Below are 24647 nucleotides of genomic sequence, written 5' to 3' on the forward strand. Positions count from 1 at the left end.
CATGCGGCAGGGAGATCTCTGGAAGGAGGAGAAGCTGAGGATGGAGAACCGTTATTGGGATATCGGTGTGAACCTCTTCTCCCGGGAGTTCCATGACCCGGAGAAAGTGCTCCGGGACGCCGCGGCAAGCGGCGTCTCATGTATTCTTACGGGGTCGGATCCGCAGGAGGACCGCCTGGTGGACGAATTTACCCGGAGCCATGGCGGGGTGTACGGGACAGCCGGGATACACCCGCACAATGCGGACAGCGCTTCGGAGGCGGATTACCGGCTGATCCGTCGGATTTTCCGGGATAACCCGCGCATCCTTGCGGTCGGCGAGTGCGGCCTTGACTATGACCGGATGTTCTCCACCCGGGAAAATCAGCGGAAGGCGCTTCTGGAGCAGATAGCTATCGCCGAGGAGGCCGGGATGCCGATGTTCCTCCATGAGCGGAAGGCCTTTGACGACATGGCAGAGATATTTTCCGGACATTCCGGGCTCTGCCGGAGGTCGGTTATCCACTGCTTCACCGGGACGCGCGATGAGGCGCGGCGATACCTCGAGATGGGATTCTATCTCGGCGTCACCGGCTGGATCTGTGATGACCGGAGGGCGCAGGATCTCCGGGAGGCTGTCCGGGAGATTCCGGAAGACCGGATCCTTCTCGAGACGGACGCCCCTTACCTCACGCCGAGGAACGTCCCGGGCCTTGGCCGGGTCAATGTGCCCGGCAATATCTGCCATGTGGCATCGGCGCTGGCGGGGTATATGGGCATACCGGAGGAGCGCCTGATCCGCATGGCCAGGGAGAATACGGAACGGCTGTTCCGCTTGGACAGGATGGCGGGCAGCCGGGGAGGAGAGGAAAAATGCTGAAAAAGCCGGGGAATGCGTACAAAAATGTGGTTTTTGACATGGGGATGGTGCTCGCCGACTATGATGGCAGGGCGGCGATACGTCAGTTTACCGATGACCCGGCGGTCATCCGGGAAATCTGGCTGACGGTCTTTGTTTCTTATGATTGGGCCTATCTTGATATAGGGGCGATCAGCGAGGAGGAATTTCTCGCGGAGGTGCTGCCGAGGCTCTCCTCAGATGAGGTGCGGGAGATCGCGCGGAAAGCATTTCTCAGCTATGACCAATACAATCTCCATCCGAAGAGAGGGATGGACAAGGTGATGGAAGACCTTGTCAGCCGCGGGCAGGAGATTTATGTGCTCTCGAACGCGGGGGTGCGGCTCCGGAAAAGCTGGACGCGGTTTATGCCGCGGCCGGACCTGATTTCGGGGATCCTTTTTTCTGCCGAGGAACTGTGCCTCAAACCGGAGAAGGCAATTTACCGCCGGTTTTTTGAAAAATTCCGCCTGAGGCCGGAGGAGTGCGTATTCATCGATGACCTTCGGCGCAATGTCGATGCCGCGGAGCGGGAGGGGATGGACGGCTGGTGCTTCTCCGGCGGTGATGTCGGCGAGCTGCGGGAGATTCTCGGCCTTTCCGGGAAAATGGAGTGACCGATGGAAGACCTTTTTGCGAACCTGAATGCTGCCCAGCGCGAGGCGGTGGCTGCTACCGAGGGCTATGTGCGGGTGATCGCCGGCGCCGGCTCGGGCAAAACCGGCGTCCTGGCGAGGCGGTTTGCCTACCTGGTGAATGAGCTGGGCATCCTCCCCGGCAATATTCTCTGTGTGACTTTTACCAACAAGTCGGCAAATGAGATGCGGCGGAGGATTCATGCGCTGACCGGAGATAATGATACGGGCTATGTGAATACCTTTCACGGGTTCTGTGTCTCCATCCTCCAGGAGGACGGCCATGCCCTGCAGTATCCGAAGAATTTCCTGGTTCTGGACAATTCGGATATCGATGCCATGCTGCAGGCCATCTACGAGGAGCGCGGGCTGACCCTCCGGGACATGACCTTCAGTGCCGCGCGCGACATGATCGAGATCCGGAAGACCTTCCGGGAGCCGGAGTATTACCGGGATATGCTCCGGATGTCGAGGGATACACTCAGGGAAAAATACGAGAAAGCCGAGGAGGCCGGGGATATCATCTTTTACGGCTATCTCTATCAGGAAAAGAAATGCTTCGGCCTCGACTACAATGACCTGATCAAATTTTCCCTGTTTCTCTTTGAGGAAAATCCGGAAATCCGCCAGAAATGGCAGGAGCGCCTGGAGTACATCATGATCGATGAGTTTCAGGATATCGACGCACTCCAGTACAGGCTCATGGAGGTTCTCTGCGGCTACCATCGGAATCTCTTCATTGTCGGGGATCCGGATCAGACGATCTACACCTGGCGCGGGGCGCGGGTGGAGTATCTGCTGAATTTTGATAAGATCTTCACCCCCTGCCACACCGTCATGATGATGCGGAATTACCGGTCAACACCGGAGATTTTGAATGTGGCCAATTCCCTGATCAGCCGCAACCGCGACAGGATCCGGAAGGACCTGATTCCCTGCAGGGAGAGCGGCTCCATGCCGGTCTGCCACTATGCCCCGTCGGCAGACGAGGAGGCGGGATGGATCGCGGACAGGATCCTGTCTTACCGGGCGGAGGGGATTCCTTTCCGGGATGTCTCGATCCTCTATCGCGCCCACTATGTGACCCGTGCGGTCGAGGAGGCACTGATCCGGAAAAAGATTCCGTACGTGATCTACAGCGGCACTCAGTTTTTCTCGCGGATGGAGATCAAGGACGCGCTCTGCTATCTCCGGATGGCGGTCTACCGCGATGACCTGTCCTTCCTCCGGATTGTGAACAAGCCGAAACGGAATCTGGGGGAGCGAAGGATCGCCTGGCTGAAGGAATATCAGGAAAAGAACGGCGGGACACTCTATGAGGCACTCAAGAGAAATCTCGGCGAGGGCATTTTCCGGGGGACGGGGGCGGCGGAATTCGTCCGCCTGATTGAACGGGAAGCCGCCGAATACGCGGGAAAACCGGTGTCCGAGACGCTCGCGGAGCTGGTCGATCAGAGCGGCTACGAAAAAGCCCTGCGGACCGAGGGAAGCCAGGAGCGCCTGGACAACCTTGCCGAACTTCGCCAGTCGGTCTACGATTACGAGACAAGCTGCGGGGAGGAATGCACCGCGGAGAATTATCTGGTCCACGCGGCAATGTTTACCAATACCGATATCGAGGAGACGGGCGACCGGGTGAAGCTGATGACGATCCATACGGCCAAGGGGCTGGAGTTCCCCTGTGTCATCCTCTGCGGGATGAATGAGGGGATCTTCCCGTCGCGGAAGGTGAAAACCCGTCAGGGGATGGAGGAGGAGCGCAGGCTCGCTTTTGTCGCCCTGACCAGGGCGAAGGACAGGCTGTGCATGACGGAAGCGTCCGGGAGAAATTTTGACGGGATGCCGCGGTATCCCTCGCGGTTCATCCTGGATATTGATGCCGGCCTTCTGGAATTTACCCATAAACCGTCGGAGGAGGAGATGGCGGAGGCGCGGGCGTATATCCGCAGCAGCGAACAGCGCCTCCGGGAGGGGACAGAAGAAGAACATCTTGCCCCGGGAACCCATGTCATGCACCGGGTATTCGGGGAAGGCGTGATTGAAGCGCTGGATCTCGACAGGGAAGCCTATCTTGTGCGGTTCGCCCAGATCAGGACGCCGCGCGCGATCTCGTTCCGGGCGAGGCTGGAGAAGGCGGAAGATCGCGGCCAGACGCCGCAGCCGCCCGGAGGGGACCCCGCATAGGAAAATGAGGATCGGAGCTTTTTGACAAAAAGGCAACTGTACAAGAAAGGGCTGCCGCGATTCCATGGATCAAGTGGAATCGCGGTAGCCCTTCGTGTGCTTGCCTCAGTTTTCCGTATTGTCCTCCCCGCCGGATGACGCCGCGGAGGAACCTGCCGCGGAGCTGCCTGACGGCGCAGCGGCAGAGCCGCTCTCCTCAGCACTCGCGGCGAGACCGGCGGTTTCCTGGTCGACGTCGACGGTCGGCGTCCCGGAAGATGCCGCCTGGGCATCGCCGGACTTCGGATGGAAATCCGTATACTGGACGCCCTGCTCGAGCGGCCCGGACGAGCGGTACTGGATCAGCTCAGAAACCGTCACCAGCTGGTAGCCCTCGTTCACCAATTCCGGGAGAATCGTCTTGCAGGCGTCGGCGGTGGACTGGTAAAGCTCATGCATCAGGATGATATCGCCGTCGCGGACGTGCCCGACGACCGCATTTACGGTAGCCTGGGCATTTCTGGTTTTCCAGTCCTCCGTGTCCACACTCCAGGAGATCAGCGGTTTGGTCAGCGTCTTCCGGACAGTGTCGGAGTTGATGCCGCCGGGAAGGCGGTAAACTGCCGGCGTCACCCCGGCAACCTTGTTGATCTCCTCGTCGCAGGAATTAAATTCCCAGGCAATCGTTTTCGCGTCTTTTTTCGACAGCTTTTCATCGTGGTCATAGGAGTGGTTGCCGATCTCGTGGCCTTCGCTGGCCATCCGCTTGAGCTCGTCGGTGTATTTTTCCGCCCGGTTGCCGACCACGAAAAATGTGGCCTTCCCGCCGCACTGCGCGAGCGTGTCCATGATCTGATTGCCGACGCTGGCGTACGGGCCGTCGTCGAAGGTCACCGCGACCATCGGCTTTGTCAGGTCGAGCTGCCGGCCGTTCGAGGTGACGATGTTCGGGTTCTGGGTTTCCTCCGGCGCGGCGGATTCCTCCGCCGAGGAGGCTTCCTCCGTGGATTCCTCTGCCTGCTGCTGTCCGTGATGGCGGAACATGCCGGTGATCCCGCGGATGGCGCCCACCGCGAGGAGGAGGACGATCAGGGCGAAGGCGGCGCGGATTCCCAGGGCGATATAGAGTGCCTTCCCCCGCTTATACCGGCGGTGCCGGTGCGCCGTGCGGCGCCCGTTCCCGGAATTCCTGGACGGCCTGTGAGCCTGAGGCCTTGCCGCCGTATTCCTCCCGGCCTGTCTATCTTCGATTAACCTGCTGTTCCCGGCAGCACGTTCCCTGTCCTGTCTGCCCTGCTGATGTTCATCCATAACGTTTTCCTTACTCAATTCCCCTTATTTCGTAATTGATTCCTATTTTATCACAATATCCTGTATTATACTGAATCTGCACAGAAAAAGGTATACAAAGATGCTCCTTGGAAATGAAGATTTTCTTACTTTCTCATGGATGTCCGGATAGTTCCGGTTTTTTGGGAGTATGCAAAAACCGTTCCGGGATGATATTATTTTCTGCGATGGTCTGGTATAATTTTAATCATGAGGGCATTCGTATAATTTTAATAAGGAGGGCATTCACATGAAAAGGACGCTTATACCGATTTTGGCGGCAGCAATCACTTTGGCAGTGTCAACGCCCGCATTTGCCGGTCAGTGGGTGCAGGACCAGGCAGGCTGGTGGTATCAGAATGATGATGGGGGTTGGACCGCGAACGGCTGGCAGGAGATTGAAGGCAAGTGGTACTATTTTAATGAATATGGGTATATGCTTGCCGGCACCAGGACACCGGACGGGTACTGGGTCAATGCGGACGGGGCGTGGACCGGGCGGATCCGATTGCAGGATGGCAAATATACTGGCGATGGCTGTATCATCTACTCGATTCAGAATCAGCAGATTCTGGCTGGTTCCGTACCGGTGAGCAGCGGGTTAAAGCATGCCAGCGTGTCTGTGCAGGGCGATACGGTCAACCTGAACAGCCGGACATATCAGTATTCCTACAGCATCGATGGTTATGATGATTATGCCCAGACGATTCACGGGGAGCCCACAGGGACATCCGAGATTTATGTCGATTCCGAGACGACATTTTCTTATCTGGACACAAACTCTACCGGATGGGTCGCGATCCATTACATCAAAGATTGACATGATCAAGCCGCCACCTATTTTCAGGTGGCGGCGATTGTCTGGTCATGGAGAAGGCATTCACTGGGAATCGATGTATCCCCTCTGATGGTAGTAGGCGAGCGCGCCTTCATGCAGCGGGATCGGGATGGCGCTGTAGCGGAAGAGGTCATCGTCCAGTTCCTGAAGATAGGGGTACGTGGAGGCAAGATCTACCGCTGCATGATCCAGGATTTCCGCGAGGTGCTGGATCTTCTCCTTGTCGGCGGCGCTGCTCACACAGAGCAGGCACTTGACGCCAAAGGTCGTGACAACCGTATCCTGCCCCTTGTAGGTTCCGGCAGGGATTTTGACTTCTTCGTAGTAAGGGTATCGGTTGAGGATGGCGTCGAGCTCACTTTCCGTGTAGAGAAGAAGCCGCGATGGGGTCGCTTCCGCCATATCCGCAAGGCCGCTGATCGGGTTTCCGGCAAAGCCGTGCACCGCGTCGATCTCGCCGCGGATGGTCATGGAACTCCCCTCACCGATGCTGATATTTTTAAAGTGGTCGGAATCGATAGGAATGCCGCAGGCGCGGAGACTATCCCGGGCAGTGTTGTCTGTCGCGGAATTTTCCGGCCCGATGGCACAGACATGACCCTTCAGGTCATGCACATAGCGGATCCCGACGGCATCCGGCGCCATCCAGTCAGAGGTGCTGGAATAGAGCGCGGCGACCGCGCGAAGGCCGGGGAAAGCATTGCCGGAGAAATCCCCTGAGCCGTTATAGGCTCGCCAGGCGGCGTCCCCGCTGACCAGGCCAAGATCGATCTCCCCGGATCGCAGGGACTGGATATTGCTGACCGAGCCGGTAGAGGCATTGACATTGACCCGGATGGTGGGATCCGCGGCGGCGATGGCGTCAGCGATCGCCTGGCCGGCGGGCACCATGGTTCCGCCGGCGTCCGCCGTTCCGATGGTGATGACGGTGAGACCGCTCCCGGAAGGCTCTCCGGTGCCGGCGGGAGAAGAAGCCTGTTTTCCGGAACAGGCAAAAAGCGCGCAGGCTGCCATCATCAGTCCAACAGATAGGACAAGGCGGCATTTTCCGGCAGGATGCATACGATCTCATTCCCCCTCTCGGAATGAATTGTTTTCAATCGTCTGTAAAATTTTAACATAAAAGAATAGGGCGGGCAACTGGACAATTTGGAGGATTGTGCTGAACGGCGACAAAACGGCCGCCCCGGCGGAAAAAGCCGGGGCGGCGTGGGAACAGAAATATAGAAAGAAAAGGAAGTTTTTGCGTTGATTATACGAAATTCGAGAAGATCGACAGGAAGATCGGGTTGTAGATATCATCGCAGATGACTGCCCATGACGGATACAGAACCCAGGCTACATTGTGATAGCCGTACTCATCCATGATGGCCTTCTCATTTGCCACAGCGTTCGGGCCGGAGCCGCAGCCCCATCCGCAGTTACCGCCTGCCATGACGGCTGCGCCGTAGTCGCGGCCGAACATGTTGTAGGAGACGAAGATCGCAAATACTGCCATGAAGATCGCCTGGGCAAGAAGGATGATGCCCATCTGGCCGGCAACCGGTGCAAGCTTTGTGATGTCGATGGTCATCAGGACGAGGGCGAGGTAGAGCTCGAGGAACATGTGCTCGATCGCGTCAAATTCCGGAACGTGGGTGTCAACTCCGGCGGCCTCGCAGACATTGCGGCAGATTGCGCCGGCGAAGAGGCAGCCGATGAATTTCGGCATGGAGATCATCGGGATGTTGTCGAGGATCATGTAGATCGGCATGCCGAGGGCAGCGAACAGGAGGGACATGGCGAACGCCGTGATCATGCGCTCGTTGTTGAGAGACGGGAGCTTTCCGCTGGCTGCCGATTCGGGTTTATCATTCGGGTCGGATTTCAGGTTATGATGGGTGATCAGGTATGCTGCCACCGGGCCGCCGATCAGGGAGCCCATGATGTTGCCCATCGTCGCTGCCGCGACGCCGACGGTCGTCGCCATGCCCTCGCCCATGGACGGATCCATTTTCTCAAAGATCGGGCCGAAGGCCGATGCGGTGCCGACGCCTCCGGACATGGAAGAGGAGGAGCACTGCAGGGCAAGCAGGGGGTTCAGGCCGATCGCGTTGCCGACGACAACACCCAGGATATCCTGGAGCGTGATCAGGACAACTGCCGCGACGGCGATCATCATCACGAGCTTGCCACCGGCCTTCTTGATGAGGCTGGTCGAGAACCCGTAGCCGACGCAGAGGAAGAAAAGGTTCTGGCACAGATCCTTCATGATCTTGGTGTCAAAGGTGAATCCGATGATTCCTGCCGCCTTGATACAGGAAATGACGACCGAGAAAATGATACCGGAAACGACCGGCGCCGGGATCGCGTATTTCCTCAGGAACCTGGAGCGCTTCACGATGGCGCGCCCGAGGAAGATGACGATGGCGGCGAGGCCGAGCGTAGTCAGGTACTCAAACTGGAAGGTACTGACCGCCCCATTTTCCCCGGCCTTGAAGGTACCGAAGTACGATGCGATGGTTGATAGCATAAATTTACCCCCTTCTTAGAAAAGTATATCGAACTTTTATGATTGCATTATAGCCATCAAATAATTACTATACAATTTATGTAAGTTAGTAACGTAAAGTAAGTAAAATTATGAAGAGTACCGGTAATGAATCCCCGGCCGTCCGCCGGTGTGGTAGTCGATGTTGCTGACGAGCTCGCCGGTGTCCACCATATAATTGACATACCGGCGGACGGTGATGCGGGAAAGGCCGACCGCCTGGGCAATGCTCTCGCTCGTAAACGACTGGCCAGCATGCCCGCGCAGAAAGTTCCGGATCCGCTCAAGCGTCGGGGCGTTCAGCCCCTTGGCGAGCACCTCCTTCTGCCCGGAAGCCTTCGGGTGGGCACCGTGGAGAAGGCGGTCAATATCCTCCTGGGCGACCTGGCCGGAGTGGGCGCTGAGAAGGCCGCGGGTGTCGATGAAGCGAGAGAGGGCTTCCTGAAAGCGGCTGTACTCGAAGGGCTTCACCAGGTAATCCACAACACCGCGGGAGATCAGCGCGGTGACGGTGTCCGTGTCATTGGCGGAAGTCACCATGATGATGCTGGGGAAGTATCCCCGCCCGTGGAGCGCGTCGAGAAATTCCGCCCCGTTCATGGAGGGCATGAAATAGTCGAGAATGATCAGGTCAACCTGGTCCATTTCCCGGTATTCCAGAGCGCTCCTGCCGTTGTCGAAGACCTTCAGCACCTGAAATCTCCCGTCCATCTCCACATAGCGGCTGTCGATGGAGGCAACCATCGGGTCGTCCTCGACAATCAGTACCTTAACCATGTCTGTTTCCTCCCATAGTTTGATCCGTCTCTTTGGGCAGCGCCGTCTCCGGCTGTCCCTTTTTTCCTGTGCTGTCTTCCCCGGCTCCCATGCCCTTTTCCCCGGTGAAGGTGACGGTGAAGCTTGTGCCCTCGCCCGGTTCCGATTCCAGGTCGATGGTGCCGCCGTAATTCCGGGTAATCTGCCGGATCAGGTAGAGCCCTGTCCCGTGGCCGGCGCCCTTGGTGGAAATCCCCATGTCGAAGATGTGATCACGGATGGCCGGGTCGATGCCCCTGCCGGTATCCGTGCAGACGAGGATATTCACTTCCGGGCTGAAATACAGGCTGAGCACAACCTCCTTCACCGGAACATCCGCGCTGTCGAGCTCGTCGATCGCATTTTCCAGGAGGTTGCCGATAATTGTCACCAGGCTGTCCAGGGGGATCAGGAGGTCATTCTCCAGGACGAGGCTGTCCGGCGTCACAGAGAGGGTGATTCCCAGCTCCGCGGCATGCATCATCTTCCCGATGACGAGGGCGCAGATGCGGCTTTCGCGGATGCTGTTCGCGGTCTGCCGGACAGCCTGGCTGGAGACGAGGCCGGCGTTTGTAATGAACTTTTTGGCCTTCTCGATCTCCCCGATCTGGAGGTAGCCGAGGATGACATGAAGCTTGTTCAGATATTCATGGTTGAAGGCGCGCATCGTGTCCATCATGCTGCGGGCGCCCGAGAGCTCATCAGAGAGTTTCAGGGTCTCTGTCCGGTCCTGGAGGATCACCAGCTCGCCGTCAGGGCCTGCCCCCTGCCCGACCCGGAGAAGGGAGCGGCTTCCGCCGGGCATGATCGGCACCTCGCTGATGAGAAGGCTCCGCCCGCCGATGACCGTGTTCCGGTGGAGGACAGGCTCGCCATCGCGGATGACCCGGGCAAAGGCGCTGTCCGGGAAAATGTCCCCGATCCGGTGTTCGCGGATCACGGAGCCGCTCGCGAGGATTGCCCTGGCCTCGCTGTTGGCGAAAATGATTTTGCCGTTTCGGTCGGTCGCGGCGATGCCCTCGGCGAGGTTATTCAGCACAGAGTTCTGGCGGGTGTAGAGGCTCAGGAGCTCATCCGGATCGTGCCCCGCGAGGGCGGAGCGGATATAGCGCAGCGTGGCCTGGGTGGCAGCGAGGCAGACCGCCATCATGACCAGGAAAATGGCAAAGTGCAGGAGGATCAGTCCTTTGTCACTCGCGGAGATCACCGCCTGGGGGATGGACAGCATCACAAAGCCGATGATCTCGCCCGAGGAGCTCCTGACCGCGTGGTAGGCCCGCCGCTGCGCCCCTGTCGTATCGTAACCGGTGGTGATGTAGGGGTCGGCGCCCGCAAGGACCGGCTTCTCGCTGCCGTCCAGGTAAGATTCGCCGGTGGCGTGGCGGCTCGTATGGAAGAAGCGGAGGCCGCTCGTGTTGTAGACCACCGCCCCGGTGATGTCGGGGATATTTTCACAGAAATCCTCAAGGACACTTAAGGTTGCGCTGTCCGGGTAGCCGGCCTCCAGCATGGAGACGACGCCCGGAAGGCCGGCGACGTAGGCGGCCGATCCGTAGATCACCCGGTCCATGTAGCGTCGCTGCCGGTGGATGTCATAGGCGAGGGAGATCAAAAGTGAGGCCAGGATCATGAATCCCGAGAAGAGGAGAAATGTCCGGTAGATCGTCCGCTCAAGGGCGTTCGACGGGGCCTGCAGATGAAATTTCACGGGAGCGCCTCCTTCTGAAAAATTTCGATCCCTGTCCGGGATCCTGTGCCTTGAAAAGTTCCGTGGGGACGCCGGTACATACGGTGCCGGGCACATGCCGGACAGGTCCTTTTTATTATACCGTCTGGACGATCGGTTCACAATGCTGCCTGCCGCTCCGGTTGCTTTTTTGCCCCTGTTCTGTTAGTATGGTGCATGGATTTATACTGGAGGAATATATGAATATCATCATTGTAGGGATCGGCAAGGTCGGGACAGCCCTTGCCGACCAGCTGGTAAAGGAAGGCCACAACGTGGTCATGGTGGATCGCTCCGCGGAAGCCCTCGCCAGGGTTTCCGAAGACATTGACGCTATCCGCCTCGAGGGGAATGGTGCCAGCATCACGACACAGATGGAGGCCGGAATCAAGACGGCGGATATTTTCATCTCGGTGACCAATTCGGACGAGATGAACCTGCTCTGCTGCCTGATCGCGAGAAAGGCGGGACACTGCGCAACGATCGCCCGCGTCCGCAACCCGGTTTACAGCAACGAGATCGGGTTTATCAAGGAGCAGATGGGGATCTCCATGATTATCAATCCGGAGATGGCTGCCGCGACGGAGATTTCCCGCATCCTGCGCTTCCCGCCGGCAATCCAGATCGATACCTTTGCCAAGGGGAGAATCGAGCTCCTGAAGTTCAAGGTTCAGCCGGAATTCGGCCTTGACGGGCTCTCAGTCATGGAGATCGACAATAAGCTCCGCTGCGACGTCCTGATCAGCGGGGTCGAGCGGGGGGATGAGGTTTCCATCCCGGATGGGAAATTCGTGATCCGCAACGGGGATATGGTTTCCATCATCGCGTCCCAGACCAACTCGGCGGAGTTTTTCCGCAAGATCGGCCTCGACACACACCAGGTCCGCGACTGCATGATCATCGGCGGCGGCACCATCGCCTATTATCTTGCTCAGCAGCTTTCCCGGATGAAGATCCAGGTGAAGATTATCGAGAAGGATCGCGCCCGCTGCGATTTTCTCGCGGACGTCCTCGGGGATACGCTCATTATCAACGGCGACGGGACGGACAAGGACATGCTTCTCGAGGAGGGCCTCCAGACGGCGCAGTCGTTCATCACCCTGACCAATATCGACGAGGAGAACGTCTTTCTCTCCCTCTATGCCAAGGATAATTCCCAGGCGAAGATTGTCACAAAAATCAATAGGATTCAGTTTGACCAGCTCATCAGCAAGATGGATCTCGGCAGCCTCATTTACCCGAAGTTCCTGACGGCGGACTATATCCTGCAGTATGTGCGGGCCATGCAGAACTCGATCGGCAGCAATGTGGAGACGCTTTACCACATCTTGGGCAACCGCGCGGAAGCACTCGAGTTTATTATCCGCGAAGAGTCCGATGTGACCAATATCCCGCTGAGCGATCTGCCCACGAAGAATAATCTGCTGATCGCGGCCATTATGCGGAACGGAAAGATCATTATCCCGCGCGGCCAGAACATGATCCGGCTCGGGGATACCGTGATTGTCGTGACCAGCCAGAAGGGCCTTCACGATATCCGCGATATTGTGGCCAGAGCATAGGAGCTTCTGAAATTATGAACTTTGCAATGATATCCCATATTCTCGGCTGGGTGCTGAATGTGGAGGCGGCATTTATGCTGCTGCCCTGCCTGACGGCGGTCGTCTACGGGGAGAGCGCGGGCTTCTGTTTCCTTGCTACGATGGCGGCCTGCCTTGTCCTGGGTTTCCTGCTGACCAGGGTTCCGATCCGGAGCCGGGTTTTCTTCACGGCGGAGAGCATGGCGGCCTGCTCGCTCAGCTGGCTTATGATGAGCGTCATGGGCGCCGTTCCCTTTGTCCTCTGCGGCAGCATCCCGAACCCGGTGGATGCCCTGTTTGAGACGGTGTCCGGCTTTACCACCACCGGGGCGAGCATCCTTCCCGAGGTTGAATCCCTTCCCCGCTGCATCCTGTTCTGGCGGAGCTTCACCCACTGGCTGGGCGGCATGGGGGTTCTCGTCTTTATCCTGAGCCTGCTTCCCCTCGCCGGCGGTTCCCACATGAACCTGATGAAGGCGGAGAGCCCGGGGCCGAGCGTTTCCCGCATGCTCCCGAAGGTGCAGACGACGGCGAAGGTTCTCTATGAAATCTATCTGTTCATGACGGTCGTTCAGATCGCTGTGATGCTGATCGGCGGCATGCCGGTCTTTGACGCCCTGACGATCACCTTCGGCAGTGCCGGCACCGGCGGTTTTGCCGTCCGGAACGACAGCATGGGCAGCTATTCGCCGTTTCTCCAGACTGCAACCGCGACATTCTGTATCCTCTTCGGCGTGAATTTTAATTTCTACTTCCTGATCCTCATGAGAGATTTTCGGAGCGCTTTGAAGAGCGAGGAGGTCCGGACTTACCTGGCAATCATTGCCGCTTCCGTCCTGCTGATTGCCCTGAACGTCACCGGGTTTTACGGCAGCTTCGGCGAGGCGCTGCATCAGGCATATTTCCAGGTGGCTTCCATCATCACCACCACCGGATACGGCACCACCGATTTTGACCTCTGGCCGTCCTTCTCCAAGGCCATCCTGGTCGCCCTGATGTTTATCGGCGCCTGCGCGGGAAGTACCGGGGGCGGTATCAAGGTGTCCCGCGTCGTCCTGCTGTTTCGGAACATCCGGAAGGAGCTCCAGCTCTATCTGCATCCCAATGCGGTCTGCCGCGTGAAGATGGACGGAAAGACCGTGGAGGAGAGCACCACACGCTCGATCAACGTCTTTCTCGCCGTCTATATCATCATTTTCGGCATCTCGGTTCTCCTGGTTGCACTGGACAATGACGACCTGGTCACGGCATTTACCGCCGTCGCGGCGACATTCAATAACATCGGGCCGGGACTTGCCATGGTTGGCCCGACCTGCAATTACGGCTTCCTGAGCCCTCTCGCGAAGATTGTCCTGATCTTTGACATGCTCGCCGGCAGGCTGGAAATTTTCCCGCTTCTCATGCTGTTCTACCCGAAAACCTGGCAGAAAACCTGAAAGCAACTTTGAAGGAAACTCCACTCGATTCCCCTTGGAAACCGGGTGGAGTTTTTTCTTAATAATCCGCGAATCCTCGTGTATAATATGTTCAGGGACTGCATCGATGGGAAAGGGGGCCGCATGACGAGGCAGAGTCAAAAGACAGCCGTTCTTGTCGCCGCGATGGTTTTCTGCGCGATTATTCTGCGCGTTTTGGGAAAGGCTGGCGTATGGAGTGTTCCGGTGGGAATCGTCCGCTCGCTGATTTATATCGCGCTCTATATCGGATGGGGAATCTCCGTCAGCAAGCGGATTATCCAGGTACAGGTGCGCCATTATCTGCTTGCGATTTCCGGATTGATGGTTTTCTGGTTTGTTATCCGTTCGACGAAGTATTATTTTATAGAAGATGCAGCAATAGGCCGGCAGCTGTGGTACTGTTATTATCTGCCCATGCTGTTTATCCCGCTGTTTTCTGTGTTTGTCGCCATCTCGCTGGGCAAGCCCGCAAACTCAAGATTGCCGAAATCGACGCGGCTGCTTTATCTTCCTACGGCGCTTTGTCTGCTGCTGGTGCTGACCAATGATTTCCATCAGTTGATTTTTTTCTTCCCGGAGGGAGCGGTATGGGCGGATGATAACCAGGGATATGAATTCGGATACTATTTGGTATTCGGATGGGGGATTATCTGCGCCCTGGCGGCATTTTTTCTTATGTTTAATAAGTGCCGGCACTCGCAGAGGAAAAAATATCTGCCGTTTTTGCTGTTAAGCTGTTCCATCGGCTATGCCCTGGTCTATGCCAGCGGCGCGGAGTGGATGCAGCTGATCGGCGGAGACGTCACGGCGGCGCAGTGCCTGATGTTTACCGGAATATTGGAATGCTGTATCCAGTGCGGGCTGATCCAGACGAACACCGGGTATCAGGCCCTGTTTGAAGCCGGTTCCATAGGAGCGCAGATCGTCGATATGGATGATCATATCCGCTATGCCTCCGCAAACGCACCACAGCTGACGGCAGATCAGATGCGCCTGGCGGAGAGGGGCACGGCCATGCTGGATCACAACACGCTGCTCCGGAGCAGCAGGATCAGCGGCGGCTATGTTTTATGGCAGGAAGATATTTCCGACCTTACCGCTGTTCTGGAAAAGCTGGAGGAGAACAGGAAGACGATCGCGGAAAGTAATGATGTGGAGCAGGAAAATTATCAGACCAAGGTAAAGATCAGCAAAATCCGGGAGAAGAACAGGCTGTATGACCGGCTGCAGGCAAAAACCGCGCATCAGATCGAGCTGCTCGACCGGCTGCTGGCACAATATGAAGCGGAGCCCGATCCGGAGACCCGCCGCGGCCTGCTCGCAAAAGCGGCGGTGATCGGCGCATACGTAAAACGCCGGGGAAATTTGATGTTTATCCGGGAAAAATCCAAGGTGACGGATACTGCCGAACTGTCCGCCTGCCTTGACGAATCCTTTGCCAATTTAGAGCTGATGGGCGTGGAGTGCGCCGTAGACATTCCGGGCAAAAACAGCATTTTCATCCGGGATGCGATCCGTGTATATGACTTTTTTGAAGCAGTGACGGAAGCCGCGATGGATGACCTTCGTTTTATCTGGCTGAAGGCCCGCAGTCTTGAAGATACCGTCATCTTTTCTCTGCAGGCAGAATGCCGAACCGAATTGTCAGCGCTCTCCGGCCTGGCCGACACCTGCGCTTATGAGAAAGGGGTATGGTGCTTTACGCTGCGCATCGGAAAGGCGGGTGAACAGGAATGAAGAATTTTTATTTTTCTTCTGCCCCGGCACAATCGATCCTGCTGCTGGCCTTGTTCCTTACCCTGATTTTATCGCTTTTCCTGCTGCTTGCCGCTTACGGCCGGGCGCGTTGCCGATGGAAAAGCTGTCTGCATCTGTCTTTATTTCTGTTCTTCCTGGCCGTGTTGTCCGTGCTGGCGGAGGCTTTTTCCCGGATCAGCGAAGGACGGGAGTACAAGATATGGCTGCCTCTCCCGATGGGGCTGCTTTGGGGCATCACCTTAGTGGCAGATGTCCTGATGATCTGGGATCTTGCAGGGCTGTGGAGACGAGGAAAGCAGGCGCTCACCCGCGATTCCGTCAAACAGGCTCTGGATATGCTGCCAAGCGGTGTCTGCTATTTCACCCCGTCCGGGAGCGTTAAGCTGTGCAATCGGCAAATGGACACGTTATTCCGCACGATTTCCCATAGGGATCTCCAAACGCTTGCGGAATTGCAGGATGCGCTGGCCGACTGCGATCCGGGAAGCGGAGTGACATGCCTCTCCCGGGAGAGACAGACCTATCTTTTTCCGGACGGCAAAGCGTGGCGGTACCGGCAGGACGAGGTGAAAGCTTCGGACGGCGTCTGGTATACGGAAGCCATATTCTCGGATATCACGGAGCTGTACGAGAAAAATCTTGAGCTGAAAGCACAGATCCAGCGGCTGAAAGCCATCTCCCGCGAATTAAAATGGCTCTCCGACAATGCCCTGATTCTTGCGAAAGAAAAGGAGGTGCTGTCTGCCAAGACGAAGCTGCATGACAATATGGGCGCGGGACTGATTGCCATACGGCACATTCTTCGCCACAGCCGGATGGAGGAAGCGGCAAATGCCGTGGATTTGTTCCGCCAGGCGGTCCGCGCCATCAAATATGATAACGCAGATCCGCAAGGGCGCAGTGAGCTGGATAAGTTCCTGCATGATGCCGGGGCAATCGGTGTAAACGTCAATTTATTCGGAGAATTCCCGGGGCAGGGGGAGCTCCGGCGCGTCTTGATTCTTGCGATGCGGGAATGTCTGACAAACAGCGTGCGCCATGCCGGAGCGACAGCAATCGATATCGCGATGGAGAAAAAGGGAGGAAGCATTTCCGTGAGGATCACAAACAACGGGAGGCCTCCCGAAAACGAGGTGGTTCCCAAGGGCGGGCTTCGCAACCTGTACCATCATATCCTGGATTGCGGCGGTACGATGGAAATTCAGTCGAAGCCCAGATTTATGTTAACCGTGGTTCTCCCGGTGATCAAGGAGGGGTCTGAATGAAACGGGTTCTTATTGTCGAGGATCAGCGGATGCCCCGCGAGCACATGGAACGGATGCTTTCCGACAGCGGCAGGTACGAGCTGGCCGCCAGCCTCAACGGAGCGGATATTGCCTTGGTGAAATGCTGCCAGCAGCACATTGACCTGATTTTAATGGATGTCTGCACTTCCGGGAATAAGGACGGCATTGAAGCTGCCGCGGAAATCAAGGCAAAATTTCCGAACATCAAGATTATCATCGTCACCTCCATGGTTGAGGTGGGTTACCTCGAACGCGCCAGGGCGGCAGGGGTTGACAGCTTCTGGTATAAGGATATCAGTCCGGAAGCGCTGATTGACGTGATCGACCGGACCATGGCGGGCGAACATCTTTTTCCGAACGAAACACCGAAGGTGAAATTGGGGCTGGCCGAAAGCACGGAGCTGACGCCGAAGGAGATTGAGGTCCTGCGGCTTGTCTGCGACGGACTGGAATATGATGAAATCGCCGATCAGCTGTGTGTCTCAAGGAGCGCCGTCAAGTATCATGTTTCCAACATTTTATCCAAAACCGGATATGCCAACAGAACCCGGCTGGCCATCGCTGCGACCAATAAGAAATTTATCGTTCCGAACCTCCCTGAGGAAAAGGAATTTTCCAAAACCAAATGACCGAAAACTTATCTGTGTATCCCGGCTGCCTTTGGAGCCGGGATATTTGCATCTGTTCAGCACAGGACGGGGAGCAAAGCTTCGCTCGATGTGCGGTTCTGGACAGGTGCAATTTTTTTTGAAAAATGTGCGCCAACCTGTACTTGTGGGCAGGGCGCAACTGCGGTCAATCTGTGATAATGAAGCTGGGATGAATCTGCGTTGATGCTCTTTCTTCTGAATCGGAGGTGGTTTCATGCGGAGAGTTGTTGTTGATATGCAAAATGCCTTATTTGCCGACGCCGTGGCAACTGCTCTGCGGAATTTTGATTCGGATTTTGAGGTCTTTCAAAGTGAAAGCCCTGGCAAAACCACGGATCTGTGCGCCTTGACAGAAGCGGACATCCTGATCATGGAAGTCACGGCCTACACGCCTTGGAAGCTGGAGGAACGCATGAAAATTCGGGGTGAAGTGAAAGCACAGAATCCGGGCTGCAAAATTGTACTGGTTGTGGACGAGAACACCGAAAAGAAGCTGGCGGACAAGGTGCGTCAGGTGAAGAAGGACGGCCTTGTTGACAATTTCATCTACGGCTCTGTTTCTTCCACGTATCTTTCGGCGGTCATCGATGCTTTGTAAGGAGGAAGGCGGTGATGAAAGGGTGTGAAAGTATTGAATGAATCTCTATCTTCCGCATGGGTGGAGAAGGGAAGAAGCTCTCTCTGCCGTGCGAGAGAGCCGATTATACGAACCACACGGTCAGATCACCCGGCAAAATGCCGGAAAGAAACAAGGAGGAATTGCTTATGAAAGCAAAAATGAAACTGCATAAGCTGTTGAGCCTGCTCCTCGCCCTTGTGATGGTGGTGGGGCTGCTCCCGGCCATGAGCATGACGGCATTGGCAGAAACTACTAAGATTAGCAGTGTCAAAGTGCGAGGCGTTACCGAACCGAAAGCAGGTTCTTTTCCGACCACTGACGGTATTTCACTTGGAGAAAATATAGAAATAAAAAGTACTTGGTGTATGTATGACGACAAATCCGAAGATTATACGGACGAGGTTGATCTTACAGTGCCTTTTGAGGGAGGCTCAAAATACGCACTTTTGATATTGGCTAAACCGAAAGACGGCTATGCATTTGCAGATGATGATGATATTGAAGTACGTTACAATGGTAGCGAGCTATTTTATGGTGAAGCCAAGAGGGATAGGGATAATTGCTTTGCAATACTTCCTGATAGTGCAGGCGAATTGGCAGGCTCTATGGCGATTTGGCTTCCCTTTACATTAGAGGGTGTGCATAAATACCCCATCAGCGTGACAGGCGGTAAGGCGACTGACGACGCAGGCACTGCAATCACCCAAGCGGAAGAAGGTACAGAGGTTACCCTGACCGCAAATGCGGCGCCTTCCGGTTATATATTTGACAAGTGGGTTGTAGAAAAAGGCAGTGTTCATTTTGCTAACGCAAACAATACGACAACCACATTTACAATGCCCAAGGGCTTTGTCAGCGTGAAAGCGACCTATAGTAAAACGACCTACACTGTAACCTTCGACGCCAACGGCGGTACGGGTACTATGACTGCTGTGCCAGGTGTTTCCGGCAGCTACGCACTCCCCGCAAATAGCTTTACTGCCCCTGCGGGCAAGCAGTTCAAGGGCTGGGCAACCAGTGCGGACGGCGAGGTTATTTCCGGTACAACGATTGATGTAACAGCCGATATAACGCTCTACGCAATCTGGGAGGAAGATCCGACAGTTATCAAAACCGCAAACTGCATGATTACTGCTCCTGCTGCCGGTGAAACACCTGACTTCACAGCTGTTGCGTTTGATAGCAGCAAATACTCTGTTGTGGTCGATCACTGGGTTCTGCTTGAAGGCGAATCCCCTTATTATTTAACTTCAACTGATGTGTTTGAGGCGAGAAAAAGTTATTCCGTGCTAGTGACATTTACAGAAAACGAAGGTTATTCTTTTGATGATAATACAGCATTTACAATAAACGATACAATAGCAAACGGCTATTCTCATGATACAAAGGGTCGCAGGAAAGTCACGTTTACAGTTCCTGCGGAATCGACAGAGTACGCCATCACAGTGACAAACGGTAAAGCGACAGCAGGTGATGGCACTGAAATCACCGAAGCGGAAGAAGGTACAAAGGTTACCCTGATCGCAGTTGTGGCTCCTGACGGCCAGGTGTTTGATCATTGGGAAGTGGAAAGCGGAAGCGTCACTCTTGCGGACGCAACCAGCGAAACCACCACCTTTACCATGCCTGCCGGCGCGGTCAGCGTGGAGGCATCTTACAAGGAAGCACCGTCCTACTACTGGTGCTTCCTAGATACGGGGAGAAGTCCTCACGGCAAGATTAAATTCGACGATCTTTCCCGGGAGGAATCAAGTACAATGGGAGGATCGTTCCCTGCAGGGAAAGAACTAACCGCAAAAGCATATCCGGATGATGGCTACCAGTTCAAGGAATGGCAGAATGAATACGGGAAAGTGGTTTCTAAAAAGAATCCTTATTCATTCAACCTGAACAGAGAATCCTGGCTGTATGCCATCTTCGAAGCGAAGGCTGAGGATGTCCCTGTTACCGAATATGCCATCACCGTAACCGACGGTAAGGCGGTAAGCGGAGACACTGATGGAATCAGCAAAGCGGCGGAGGGTGCAGAGGTTACCCTGACCGCAGATGCGGCTCCTGACGGCCAGGTGTTTGATCATTGGGAAGTGGAAAGCGGAAACGTCACTCTTGCGGACGCAAACAGCGAAAACACCACCTTCACCATGCCTGCCGGCGCGGTCAGCGTGAGGGCATCTTACTTCTACTGGTGCGGCCTATATACGAATAGAAGTCCTTACGGCAAGATTAAATTAGACGATCTTTTCCTGGAGGAATCAGAAGAAATGGGAGGATGGTTCCCTGCAGGGGAAAAACTAACCGCAAACGCATATCCGGATGATGGCTACCATTTCAAGGAATGGCAGAATAAAGACGGGAATGTGGTTTCTAAAGAGAATCCTTATTCATTCAACCTGAACAGAGATTCCTACCTGTATGCCATCTTCGAAGCGGAGGCTGAGGATGTCCCTGTTACCGAATATACCGTCACCTTTGACGCGAAAGGGCATGGTACGGCTCCTGCGACAGAGACCGTCGAGGACGGTGGGATGGCGACGATGCCTTCCAGCCTCACCGAGAGCGGCTGGATCTTCGGGGGATGGTATACGGATGCGGGCTGCACCAATGCTTTTGACTTTACCACCCCGATCACGGGTAGCATCACCCTCTTTGCCAAGTGGACGAAGAACAGCGAAGGGGAAAGCGGTTCCGGCGGCAGCTCCAGCAGTGGCGGCGGCAGCTCCAGTAGTGGTGGCGGCAGCTCCAGCAGTGGCGGAGGCAGCAGCTCCGGTGGCAGCTACCGCAAGGTTTCCGGCACGAGAAATCAGTACACCGGAACCTGGAGGAAGGATTCCGTTGGCTGGTGGTACCACCACAGCGGCAGTTATCCGAAGAATGAGTGGAAGCTCCTGACCTGGGACGGCACCAGCGCATGGTACTTCTTTGATGAAGCCGGCTACATGAAGACCGGTTGGCACCTTTCCAATGGAAAGTGGTACTACCTCGGCGAGGTTTCGGACGGGACGCTCGGCGCGATGAAGACCGGCTGGGTTCTTGATCCGAACGACGCTCACTGGTATTACCTGAATCCGGGAGACGGCGCGATGAGAACCGGATGGCTTGAGGCTGGCGGCCGCTGGTACTATCTGAACGAGGGGAAGACGCGCCCGCTCGGTGCTATGTACCGGAACGAGAAGACACCCGACGGCTACATTGTCGATGACAGCGGCGCATGGAAGAGATAAGCGTTGTGGGGAAATCTCTATTCGCCATCAGAAAAGAAGCAGAGATGAATTTGAAATGAGATGACTGTGCGGAACCCCGCATCAAGCAGAGCACGGCTTTGCTTGATGCGGGGGTTTCGGCGTCTGCGCATCCGTCGCCCGGCGGTTTTTCACCTGCGGTGCGGGTGCCGCCTGCCGGAATCAGGAGATCCCGGGTGTCCCCGGAAGCGGTTTTCCCGGAATGAGGCCGAGGCGGACACAGGCGTTCCAGATGCCGTTGTCCCCCACGTTGTCCGTCACGAGATCCGCGACGGCCTTGAGCTCAGGGATGGCGTTGCCCATCGCGACGCCGGTGCCTGCCGCACGGATGACCTCGATATCATTCATGCTGTCCCCGAACGCCACTGTTCCGGAGAGATCTTCCGGCTCACCGTAATAGCGGGCAAGGCGGACCAGGCCATTTGCCTTGGAAAATTCTTTCTCCATCACATCGGCACCGGTGCGGGTCGAGAAGATCGGAAAATTCAGCTGCGGATAATGGGCGGCAATTTTCGCGATATCCTCCGGGGTGCCGAGCGCGGCGAGTGTCCGAACCGGCATGTGCAGCAGCTCCCCCGGGTCGTGAAAGCGCCGGCCGGATTCGCCCCAGAGGCGGAGATCCATCTCACGGACAATCTCGGGGTGCACGTAGTAATCACTGTCCCCGGCGGTCATGCCGATGGCAAAACCTTCCCGGTCACACCAGGAGAGGATGTCTCTCAGCAGTTTCCGGTCAAAGTGGTGCTCAAAGATCTGTTTTCCGCCGACCGTGATCCGGGTGCCGTTCTGATGGATGATGGCGTCCGGCTGGATGATGTCCCGGTATTTCCGGCTGTAGTAATTGTCCATGTCCCTGCCGGTGGCGATGACGACCTTTCGGCCGGACTTTTTGAGAAGCTCCATCGCGCGCATGGCGCTCTCCGGAATCGTGTAGTCCTTGTGGTCTAGGAGCGTCATATCGACATCAAAGCAGATCATGATTCACCTCGCGGTCAGATTGGCGTAATTGGTTAGAAACGCATGCTTTCTCAGAATGTCCTCCGGCAGCCGCGTGTTCTCGGGGTAAAAAGTGTGTGAGACCGGACACCGGCTGTACGGCAGCGCAAAGCGTGGCCGCACTCCCTCCCGGGAACCGGGGGAACAGCTTCTATCATAATTCAACTGCGCCATTCATGCAAGACGGCGCACCGGTTAAGTGAACTGCACAAAAGGAAGGCTGCTGCCGGTTCACGATTTTGTGAACCGGCAGCAGCCTTTTATTCTGCGATCGGGGCGACAAGATTTGAACTTGCGACCTCTCGGCCCCCAGCCGAGCGCGCTACCAAACTACGCCACGCCCCGACGGACTTAATCATTATAGGCAATCCCGGGCAAAAGGTCAAGCCCTGTCTTGCAGAGAGAAACGAATTTTGGTATAACTGTGGTGTTGACAGGGTATAAAAAATGGCGGAGGCATTATGGATAAGGCGAGGATTGACCGACAGTTTGCGTTCATCCGTGCGGTGGACAGGGAGAAGGAGATTTTCCGGCAGACCTATCTTGCGGACGGTTCCCGGAAGGAAAATGATGCCGAGCACGCCTGGCACATGGCGCTCATGTGCGCCCTTCTCGCGGATTACGCGAACGAGAAGATCGATGTGCTCCACACGATCCTGATGCTTCTCGTCCACGACCTCGTGGAGATCGACGCCGGCGACACCTATGCCTATGATGAGGACGGAAAGAAAAGCCAGCGGGCACGCGAGGTCTGCGCGGCAGACCGGATCTTCGGGCTGCTTCCGGACGACCAGGCGGCCGCGTTCCGTGCCCTCTGGGACGAGTTTGAAGCCAGGGAGACGCCGGAGGCAAAGTTTGCCCGCACGATGGACAATCTCCAGCCGCTCATGCTGAATGACGCTTCCGATGGAAAAAGCTGGGAGGAGCACGGCGTACACCTCTCCCAGGTTCTCGCGAGAAATGCGCGGACCGCAGAGGGCAGTGCGCTTCTCTGGGCGTATATGAAGGAAGAATTTCTCCGTCCCAATGTGGAGAAGGGGCACCTGCTCCCGGACTAAGCTTCGCTGCCGTAGGGCTCCTGATCAGCTGATGATATTCAATTTTAATAGAGAAAAGAGAGGATAAAACATTATGAAAAATCTGATTGTTCCCGCCGGTTATCACGCGGAGCTTTCGCTCCGGGAGACCCAGGCGGCGATCAAAGTGATCAAGGATTTCTTCCAGAGGGAGCTATCCCGCCAGCTCAACCTGAGCCGCGTCTCCGCGCCGCTTTTCGTGCTACCGGAGACCGGGCTCAACGATAACTTGAGCGGGGTGGAGCGCCCGGTATCCTTTGGAATCGGGGAGCAGAATGACCGGCCAGCCGAGGTGGTGCAGTCCCTGGCCAAATGGAAGCGCTACGCGCTCCGCGAGTACGGATTCCAGCCGGGCGAGGGCATTTTCACAGACATGAACGCCATCCGCAGGGATGAGATCACCGACAATATCCACTCCGTCTATGTCGACCAGTGGGATTGGGAGAAGGTGATCACCGCCGAGGACCGCACGATCAGCTACCTGGAGGACACGGTGCGCCACGTCTACAAGGCACTCAAGGTGACTGAGGATTATATGGCTTACTCCTATGAGTACATCGGCCGTGTCCTGCCGAATGAGATCACTTTTCTCAAGGCGCAGGATCTGGAGGATCAGTATCCGGAGCTTAGCCCGAAGGAAAGGGAGTATAAGGCAGCCAAGCTTCACGGCGCGGTCTTTGTCGAGCAGATCGGTGATAAGATGAAATCCGGGGAGAAGCATGACGGCCGCGCGCCGGACTACGATGACTGGAAGTTAAACGGCGATATCATCGTCTACTATCCGGTCCTGGATATCGCTCTGGAGCTTTCCTCCATGGGCGTCCGGGTGGATCCTGCGTCCCTGCGTGAGCAGCTGGCGAAGGCGGGCTGTGAGGAGCGGGCGAAGCTCGCGTTCCAGAAGGATCTGCTTGAGGGCAGGCTCCCGCTCACGATCGGCGGCGGCATCGGCCAGTCCCGAATCTGTATGTTCTATCTCCGCAAGGCACATATCGGCGAGGTGCAGTCCTCGGTATGGCCGGACGGCATCCGCGCGGAGGCGGAGAGGAATCATATTCATCTGCTTTGATGATTGCTGCTTATTTATTTTCCCGGA

The 24647-nt window shown here is 56.3% G+C and carries 19 protein-coding genes and 1 tRNA gene; 13 read left to right on the forward strand and 7 right to left on the reverse strand.

The window, feature by feature from the left end; all coding sequences use genetic code 11:
- Window positions 1-40: 40 nt before the first annotated feature.
- Genes ISF27_RS02070 through ISF27_RS02080 form a run of 3 tightly spaced genes read left to right on the forward strand, consistent with a single transcriptional unit; the run spans window position 41 to window position 3696 of the window.
- On the forward strand, window positions 41-859 hold the full coding sequence (locus ISF27_RS02070) for a TatD family hydrolase (protein ID WP_194608640.1): 819 nt from the start codon (window positions 41-43) through the stop codon (window positions 857-859).
- Window positions 853-1494: an HAD family hydrolase gene (locus tag ISF27_RS02075; RefSeq protein WP_194608642.1), complete on the forward strand. Its 642-nt coding sequence runs from the start codon at window positions 853-855 to the stop codon at window positions 1492-1494. Before ISF27_RS02070 ends, ISF27_RS02075 begins: the two co-directional genes overlap by 7 nt.
- 3 nt (window positions 1495-1497) lie before the next feature.
- A complete protein-coding gene (locus tag ISF27_RS02080) occupies window positions 1498-3696 on the forward strand; it encodes an ATP-dependent helicase (protein WP_194608644.1) in 2199 nt (732 codons plus the stop codon).
- Window positions 3697-3801: 105 nt separating this feature from the next.
- Here ISF27_RS02080 and ISF27_RS02085 read toward each other — a convergent pair whose 3' ends face one another.
- Window positions 3802-4986, reverse strand: a complete 1185-nt coding sequence (locus ISF27_RS02085) for a polysaccharide deacetylase family protein (RefSeq protein WP_194608646.1) — start codon at window positions 4984-4986, stop codon at window positions 3802-3804.
- A gap of 268 nt (window positions 4987-5254) precedes the next feature.
- Between ISF27_RS02085 and ISF27_RS02090 the strand changes: the two genes are divergently transcribed.
- Window positions 5255-5824, forward strand: a complete 570-nt coding sequence (locus ISF27_RS02090) for a hypothetical protein (protein ID WP_194608648.1) — start codon at window positions 5255-5257, stop codon at window positions 5822-5824.
- A gap of 60 nt (window positions 5825-5884) precedes the next feature.
- On the opposite strand, the gene ISF27_RS02095 is transcribed toward ISF27_RS02090, so the two are convergent.
- The 4 genes from ISF27_RS02095 to ISF27_RS02110 form a co-directional block, all read right to left on the reverse strand.
- Window positions 5885-6859, reverse strand: coding sequence for a TAXI family TRAP transporter solute-binding subunit (locus tag ISF27_RS02095; RefSeq protein WP_194608650.1), 975 nt, complete (start codon window positions 6857-6859; stop codon window positions 5885-5887).
- 235 nt (window positions 6860-7094) lie between these two features.
- Window positions 7095-8354 (reverse strand): sodium/glutamate symporter, encoded by a 1260-nt coding sequence (locus ISF27_RS02100; protein WP_194608652.1) that lies wholly within the window; start codon window positions 8352-8354, stop codon window positions 7095-7097.
- 108 nt (window positions 8355-8462) lie between these two features.
- Window positions 8463-9149: a response regulator gene (locus ISF27_RS02105; protein WP_194608654.1), complete on the reverse strand. Its 687-nt coding sequence runs from the start codon at window positions 9147-9149 to the stop codon at window positions 8463-8465.
- Window positions 9142-10875 (reverse strand): sensor histidine kinase, encoded by a 1734-nt coding sequence (locus tag ISF27_RS02110; RefSeq protein ID WP_328701477.1) that lies wholly within the window; start codon window positions 10873-10875, stop codon window positions 9142-9144. The genes ISF27_RS02105 and ISF27_RS02110 overlap by 8 nt, the downstream gene beginning before the upstream one ends.
- Before the next feature lie 218 nt (window positions 10876-11093).
- Here ISF27_RS02110 and trkA point away from each other — a divergent pair, with 218 nt between their 5' ends.
- The 7 genes from trkA to ISF27_RS02145 all read left to right on the forward strand — a co-directional run bounded on the left by trkA (window position 11094) and on the right by ISF27_RS02145 (window position 21464).
- Complete coding sequence (gene trkA / locus ISF27_RS02115; protein WP_194608657.1) at window positions 11094-12455, forward strand: Trk system potassium transporter TrkA; 1362 nt, start codon at window positions 11094-11096, stop codon at window positions 12453-12455.
- A gap of 14 nt (window positions 12456-12469) precedes the next feature.
- Window positions 12470-13909: a TrkH family potassium uptake protein gene (locus tag ISF27_RS02120; RefSeq protein ID WP_194608659.1), complete on the forward strand. Its 1440-nt coding sequence runs from the start codon at window positions 12470-12472 to the stop codon at window positions 13907-13909.
- A 123-nt stretch (window positions 13910-14032) separates the two neighbouring features.
- Window positions 14033-15667, forward strand: coding sequence for a histidine kinase N-terminal 7TM domain-containing protein (locus ISF27_RS02125; protein ID WP_207727363.1), 1635 nt, complete (start codon window positions 14033-14035; stop codon window positions 15665-15667).
- A gap of 161 nt (window positions 15668-15828) precedes the next feature.
- Entirely contained in the window at window positions 15829-16953 is a 1125-nt protein-coding gene (locus ISF27_RS02130) for a sensor histidine kinase (protein ID WP_207727364.1), read from the forward strand.
- The gene (locus ISF27_RS02135; RefSeq protein ID WP_194608662.1) at window positions 16950-17603 is read left to right on the forward strand and encodes a response regulator transcription factor; all 654 of its coding nucleotides are present in this window, start codon (window positions 16950-16952) and stop codon (window positions 17601-17603) included. The genes ISF27_RS02130 and ISF27_RS02135 overlap by 4 nt, the downstream gene beginning before the upstream one ends.
- Window positions 17604-17838: 235 nt before the next feature.
- On the forward strand, window positions 17839-18222 hold the full coding sequence (locus tag ISF27_RS02140; protein WP_194608664.1) for a hypothetical protein: 384 nt from the start codon (window positions 17839-17841) through the stop codon (window positions 18220-18222).
- 167 nt (window positions 18223-18389) lie between these two features.
- Complete coding sequence (locus ISF27_RS02145; protein ID WP_194608666.1) at window positions 18390-21464, forward strand: InlB B-repeat-containing protein; 3075 nt, start codon at window positions 18390-18392, stop codon at window positions 21462-21464.
- 180 nt (window positions 21465-21644) lie between these two features.
- Here the strand turns inward: ISF27_RS02145 and ISF27_RS02150 are convergent, their stop codons facing one another.
- Together ISF27_RS02150 and ISF27_RS02155 are read right to left on the reverse strand one after the other, a co-directional pair.
- Entirely contained in the window at window positions 21645-22460 is an 816-nt protein-coding gene (locus ISF27_RS02150) for an HAD family hydrolase (RefSeq protein WP_194608668.1), read from the reverse strand.
- A 289-nt stretch (window positions 22461-22749) separates the two neighbouring features.
- A tRNA-Pro gene (locus tag ISF27_RS02155) sits at window positions 22750-22823 on the reverse strand.
- A gap of 116 nt (window positions 22824-22939) precedes the next feature.
- Between ISF27_RS02155 and ISF27_RS02160 the strand changes: the two genes are divergently transcribed.
- Window positions 22940-23536 (forward strand): HD domain-containing protein, encoded by a 597-nt coding sequence (locus ISF27_RS02160; protein ID WP_194608670.1) that lies wholly within the window; start codon window positions 22940-22942, stop codon window positions 23534-23536.
- Between the two features lie 73 nt (window positions 23537-23609).
- A complete protein-coding gene (asnA, locus tag ISF27_RS02165) occupies window positions 23610-24620 on the forward strand; it encodes an aspartate--ammonia ligase (RefSeq protein ID WP_194608672.1) in 1011 nt (336 codons plus the stop codon).
- Window positions 24621-24647 lie beyond the last annotated feature (27 nt).

Source organism: Clostridium vitabionis (assembly GCF_015351765.1).
Taxonomy (GTDB): Bacteria; Bacillota; Clostridia; order Lachnospirales; family Lachnospiraceae; genus Clostridium_R; species Clostridium_R vitabionis.